Raw genomic sequence first — 6,063 nt, 5'->3', positions numbered from 1 at the left:
AGAACGAGGCTCACGGCCTGGTCCTTGTACTCCTGGGTGAAGTTACGGCGTGTCGCCACGCGATTGCCTCCGCTGCGATCAGCGGCAGTCTACGACCGGATGTCTACAAGATCGGGAACGGTCCAGATCGTGCTGCAGGGGCTCGAGGCTGGGGCGGTCGATCTGCCGTCCTCCGGCTTCTGAGGACGTTATCGGAAGTCAGAATGACCTCGGCGGAAGCGCGGAACTTGATGCTTGGGTCAGCTTTGCGCAGGTGGCCTCATCAGGCTGAGCGCCAGCACACCGACAAACCGCACGCCGAGCGCCACCACGGCCGGGCACGAGCCACCGCCGTGGGCCGGGCACGCGGTCCCGGTCCTACGGGTGCGGTTACACGCGGACCCTCGTCCGTTGTGATGCGCCGCCGGGGGTGGCGGGTGTCCGGCCCAGGCAGTCGGGCATCTGGTCCATGACGAAGCGCCACGCGTTTTTGGCGTCGTCGTGGGTGAACCGTGGCTCGGAGTGTAGGTAGTACTGCCACAGACCCCAGTCGAGCGGGTTGCTCCCCCCGGCGATGGAGAACATGAGGTTCTGCACCCCGTCATGACCGAAGTGGCAAAGGCCGAAGTAGTGCCCGATCTCGTGCGCGAGCACGAACCGGGCGGCATAGTGCGGGAAGAAGTCCCGGTAGATCACGCCCGATCCCGTACCACCGGTGCGGTCGACGAGCGCGCAGCAGCGGTCGGTCCGGTCCCGTGGGGTCGTGCACCCGTCGGCCCGTCGACCTTCGAGCAGCTCGCGGCCGCTGGCCTGGCCGTACTGCTCTTCCCCCCGGGCGTTGAGGGCGTAGCGGAATGCGGCGAGCGCCACCACTGGGCACTCGGGGGCCGACGCCTCCTTGAGCCCGCTGTCCTGGAAGTAGCGGCCCTGACCAGCAAGGTTCAGGCGGTACTCGGCCGGGGTGGTGATCTCGTGGGTGGTCATCCGGCCCAGGGTCGGGATGTCGAACTCGTCGTTCCAGTCGAGCCGCAAGCCCATCCGCGCGAACGCGGTCCGGGCCACTCGCAGGTCGTTGTGCAGGGCGGCGGGCGTCAGCGCGAAGATCTGCAGCCGGATGTCCTCGCCGTCGAGGAACCGGGCGACCACCGCGCGGTTGACCGGCAGCAGGGCCGGCTGCCCGGTGAAGTCGATGACGCGCACCAGGGTCCAGGCGCGGCCGAAGGAGAAGCTGTCGAACGACAGCAGCCCGGCGAGCGCGTAGAGGTCGAGCTCGCCGTCGGTGTGCATTGCGCGGACGGTCTTCGCGACGCCGTCAGGGCCGGTGTCGAGCATCATGACGTGGCTGCGCGCGCCGACCGCCAGCCCCCAGTGGGCGGTGTCGAGGTTCAGCCGGGCGAGGATCGCCGCCAGGTCGGGATGGTCGGCGAACCTCTCGGTGATCAGGTTGTGCACGAACTCGCGCAGGTCCGCGCGCTGGAAGTTGTCGACTATCGCGGCGACCACGTAGCCGCCCGTGCCGATCCGCAGCAGGTCGAGCCCGAGGTCGGCCACGTCGATCACCAGGTTCAGCAGCTCCTCCACGAGCCGCGGCAAGTCCCCGCGCAGCAGCGACCCAACGATGCCGCCGACGTCGTTGACGATGTGCAGCACATCGCCCAGGACGTCTTGGACCCCTTCGACGACGCCGACCGCGACCCCGCCGACCACGTGCGCGACCGCACCGACGACCGGTCCGCCATTGCTCGCCAGCCAGTCCGTCACCTCGTTGGTCCCGTCCTGGACCGCGTCCGCGACGCCGTCGACCACATTCTCCGCGGTCTCGGTGAACACCTCCACGACACCTTCGGCGACATCGCCGAGAGTCGAGGCCACCGATGCGACGCCGTTGCCGAGGTCCTCCCAATAGCCCACGCCAGCCCTCCCCGTCCAGTCGGGGCCGCCCGACCCGCGCCGTCGTTCGTGCCGGTGCCGTGAGGGCAGCGGGCTACTGTCGTACCCCTGAGAGTAGCGACGCACCTGCAGCCGGGAAAGGTCGATCGGAAGTCAGGCGGGTACGCGAGTTCTGTACAACCGGCGCCAGGCAGCTGCAGCCGGCCACGGCTTGCAGCCGAGGGCCGGAGCGGGACCGGTCGACCATCCAAGATCGGCGCTCGTCGTGGCCATACCGGTTGCTGGGGTTGTCGGTCGGCCGCGCCGAACTACCCGCCACTGCCCCAACGGGCCAGATCGACGTCCCCTTTGGCCGTTGTCGGCGGCTGCGTGCTACGGCAGACTGAAGGCTGATGAGTCAACACTTCGCAGCCGACCACGGCCCGGCGATTCCACGCCGTGCCCGTCTTTCGCGGGGTGACGAATCGGATACCCAGGCCGGGTTTGTTCAGGGTCTGCAGCGACTGGCCGGGAACCGCGCCGTCACTGCGCTGCTTGCGCGCATGCCTTCGGTTGGGATCACGGTGCAGCGGGCCTGTTCCGGCGGTCTTGGACCGCCCAACCCGGACCGTCCTCTCAGTACCAAAGGCGTCGTCGGCTGGCAACTGCTCTTCGCGGCAAGCTGCGACGAGTTGCTACCCGGTGAACTGGCGAAGATCGATCGCCTGAGGCCCGGATACAACGTCGAAATCCAGGGCTTTGCAAGCAGCGAGGGTCCGGCGGACTTCAACGACCGGCTCTCCTCCCACCGGGCCAATCGTGTGGCCGAAGTAGTGGCCACCAAGCGGGCCGATTGTCAGATCACGGGCGTTTTCAAGCACGACGCCAGCCCGGGGAAAGGGCCTGGAATACCCAAGGATCCCAACCCGCGTTCCTTTCACCGCGCCGTCATCATCACCGAGGACAAGCCGCCGGTCGGATCCGGTGAACAGTGGCTGGACCCCACGGACTCAATCCGCATCGGGTGGTCGCTGTATGCCAAAGCCAAAAAAGACCCGACGACAGCGAATCTTCATGTCTTAGCGAACGACCGGACGCAGCTGAAAACATGGCTGGAGTTGACACCCAAAACAATGGCGCCCGCCGGGATGCAGCTGAAGCGGAAGAACATCGACGACTTCCGCAGGATTTGGTCGTCGGCGGAAGAGTTGTGGAAGAGTAGCGACCAGTTGCTCGCCGCGCACAAGCATTCGGCCGCCGCGAAGGACACGCACGCCGAATGGGCGGCAGAAACCCCGTTCAATGACCCGGCATATCACGCGCACGACGTGCCACCGGGCGCGAAATACCACATCGACCTGTTCGGTGAGGGCTACCACGCCGGGGCCGTCAACATCGGACGGGCCCAGCGCAGCCAGACAACGGCGCCCGAAGCCCGCGTCCCCAACGCGATCTACCGCAGCTTCTCGTATCGAGACGTCAAGGTCAACAAGATTCCGATCGCCGACCACGTCGCCGACGTGGTGACCGCAGAGGCTGGTCCCATCGACATCCCCGGGCTCGTCGAGGAGATAGCACGGATCACCGCCCCGGGCGGAACGGTCATCATCGTCGGCCCGAAGAAATACGAGGACTTCCACGACCGGCTGGCGCACCTGACTGGCGGCACGATCAGCAAGCGCAAGAGCGGGAGGAGCGGGCTCGAGTCGCGGATTGTCGTCCCCCGACCTTGACCGACTCAACGATGTCCAGGCGGAAAGCTGACCGCAGAGGCGAGGACGAGTTCGCCGCGCCGGCGACACGGCGGGCTGACGCGACTGCCCCCGTCCGCGAGACCCAAAGGCTGCAAATGTTGCAACGCCAGGCAGGAAATGCGGCGGTCGTGTCGCTGGTTCAGGGCAGCGGCTCAATACTCGCGCTGCAGCGCTCGCCCGACGCGTCACCGCTGACGCTGCCCGCCAAACCCAAGTTCACGGACACGGAGTACGCCAAGTGGCGCAAAGCGCATCCCAAGCACGAGTCACGCTCCGGAGGTGGCTGGGAGCCCGACTATCTCTACAAGCGATACACGCCAAAATGGTTCGCGAGCCTCGGGTATGAATACGGTCTTCGCATCGGACCGTTCGGCAATGTCCAGATCGACGTCTGGATCGACGAAAAGGGCAAGGGCCGAGAGTTCCGCGTAATCCATTGGATCGACTCATCGCCGGCTGGCCCGTCTGGTCCGAACGCACCGCCCGGTACCAAGCCGGACGCCAAGAACAGACCACTCACGCCGCTCGAGAAGGGGGCGGACCTGCCGGACCGCATCCCGCCGAATGCGGACTACGAGAAGCTCTTCGGCAAGGCGATCGGGCGAAAGGAAAACATCGAAGCAGGGTTCGGGTCCGGCACAACCGTGTTGTACGAGGACGGCTCGGTGGTGCTTTTCCTCGACGAGGGCGGCACGTATGTGTTCCGGCCCGTGCCCGGCGGCCGTTACGTCGTCTACGACCCGAGCGGCAAGCGACTGTCGAATGTGTGGGAGTTGCCCGATGCCGACATCCCGGACCTCGACGAGGAAGAAGAGTAGGCGTCGTGCCTCACCGCGCGCGGTGCTAGTGTTGCGTACGTGATCTAGACTTAGAGCGACCGGCAATTGATGGTCAGCGCAGCCGACGGGTGCTTGGCCGGGTGGGCCAGCGGTAGCGGTTGCGGGCTCTGTTGATGAGTCGGCGGATCACGGTGAATGCCGCGGCGAGGCAGAGCCAGAACTCGACTATGACCTTGCGTCTGTCGGTGCAGCGGCGCAGCTTGCCGTAGCCGTTCATCCACGAGTGGGTCCGCTCGACCGGCCACCGGCTCCCGGCCTGAATAGGTGCGGGCTGGCCTTTGACCGCGATGTGCGGGGTGAACCCGAGGACGTCGAGTAGGTCGCGGGTCTTGGTCGAGTCGTAGCCGCGGTCCAGGTGCAGGTTCGGGAAGTCGTCGCCGCCGTGCAGGTCGCGGTACTGCGGCAGCGTGCCGATCATCTCGACGACCCCGGCCAAGGTCGGCTCGAGCAGCGGCGAGTCGTGGGCGTTGGCGCGGGCCGCGATGACGTGCAGCGGGATGCCGTGCCCGTCGGTGGCCGCCGAGCGCTTCATGCCCTGCTTGCCGCGGTCCACCGGGGAGCGGCCGGCGACCTCGCCGCCACACGGGGCCTTGGTGATGCATCCGTCCACGGCCAGTTCGTCGAGGTCGAGCCCGATGATCTGGTCGTAGGCGGTCAGGCAGATCCGCAGCAGCGCGGGCCCGTGTCCGGCGTCGGCCCACTCGTGCAGACGCCGGCGCATGGTGCGGTCCGAGCAGCCCGGTGTGGCGATTCGTTCGTAGCCGCTGCCGTGCACGAACGCGCCGATCAGGTGCTCGAACACGACCCGGTCGGGGATGCGTCGGCGGTGACAGCCCCACGGGTGAGTGGGCGCGAACTCGGGTCGCTCGTCGGACCCGATCAGGGCAGCCAACTCGACCCACAACGGCTCGATAAGCGATGCTGGTAGCAGAGGCACGGACTCTCCTGGCGATCTTGAGACTTCAGCAATCCCATGATCACGGGCGGGTCCGTGCCTCTACCTGTGGCGACACACCTCCAACATCATTTGCCGTCGCTCTTACTTGGCATTGTTGTCGACCAGCTTACGGGCGTCGGTCTCGACGACTTTCACCTTCGCGAGGATCTCATCGGCGGTAGCGATCCAGACGAAGGGCTCGGGATCGGCCTGGCCGCCGCACGTGCCGGGTTCGCCGCCGAGGGACTGGCCTCATCGTTGCGGCCGAGCCGGCTGGGTTGGCCGCGGCTCAGGCCGCGCATCACCCCGGCCGTGACGGACCGGCTGCACCGGATCGCGTGCCCGACCAGCGCCGCCGCTCTGCTGCTGCCGTGGCCACAGACGCTCGCGCCAGCCGGGTCGCCGACTGTCAGCCGGGGTGCCCATATCGGCCGCGGGCGCTTCGTGTTCCCTGTGCTCGCGCTCGAGAACTGGCCGCGTGTCTGCGCTACCACGCGTCTGCAACGACACACACCGTCGGGACCCGCGCTCATGATCGACTTACCGGTTTGGTCGACGCTTACCAAGGAGAACGTAAGTAAGCTGACTTGATCTTCTGTTTCTGCAACAATGCCGTGTGCGCGACAACGACGGCCGCAAGCTGGACCACCAGACCCTCGAGGCGATGCGGCTGCGCGCGGTGGAC

At 66.8% G+C, this 6,063-nt stretch carries 5 protein-coding genes; 3 read left to right on the top strand and 2 right to left on the bottom strand.

The genetic code is table 11. The features are described 5' to 3' along the window. Positions 1-369: 369 nt before the first annotated feature. Entirely contained in the window at positions 370-1,890 is a 1,521-nt protein-coding gene (locus RM445_RS31690) for a zinc metalloprotease (protein WP_311560556.1), read from the bottom strand. A 371-nt stretch (positions 1,891-2,261) separates the two neighbouring features. Between RM445_RS31690 and RM445_RS31685 the strand changes: the two genes are divergently transcribed. Together RM445_RS31685 and RM445_RS31680 are read left to right on the top strand one after the other, a co-directional pair. Continuing rightward, positions 2,262-3,581 carry an OmpA family protein gene (locus RM445_RS31685; RefSeq protein ID WP_311560555.1) on the top strand — a complete coding sequence of 440 codons (1,320 nt, stop codon included), beginning with the start codon at positions 2,262-2,264 and terminating at the stop codon, positions 3,579-3,581. 116 nt (positions 3,582-3,697) lie between these two features. Continuing rightward, entirely contained in the window at positions 3,698-4,420 is a 723-nt protein-coding gene (locus RM445_RS31680; protein WP_311560554.1) for a hypothetical protein, read from the top strand. A gap of 73 nt (positions 4,421-4,493) precedes the next feature. On the opposite strand, the gene RM445_RS31675 is transcribed toward RM445_RS31680, so the two are convergent. Continuing rightward, positions 4,494-5,378: an IS5 family transposase gene (locus RM445_RS31675; protein WP_311560553.1), complete on the bottom strand. Its 885-nt coding sequence runs from the start codon at positions 5,376-5,378 to the stop codon at positions 4,494-4,496. Positions 5,379-5,444: 66 nt separating this feature from the next. Here RM445_RS31675 and RM445_RS31670 point away from each other — a divergent pair, with 66 nt between their 5' ends. Further along, on the top strand, positions 5,445-5,969 hold the full coding sequence (locus RM445_RS31670) for a hypothetical protein (RefSeq protein ID WP_311560552.1): 525 nt from the start codon (positions 5,445-5,447) through the stop codon (positions 5,967-5,969). The last annotated feature ends 94 nt before the right edge of the window (positions 5,970-6,063 follow it).

Origin of the sequence: Pseudonocardia charpentierae, from assembly GCF_031845345.1 — a bacterium.
Classification (GTDB): domain Bacteria; phylum Actinomycetota; class Actinomycetes; order Mycobacteriales; family Pseudonocardiaceae; genus Pseudonocardia; species Pseudonocardia charpentierae.
The sequence above is the reverse complement of the archived record's forward strand: the minus strand, read 5'-3'. Positions and strand labels throughout refer to the sequence as shown.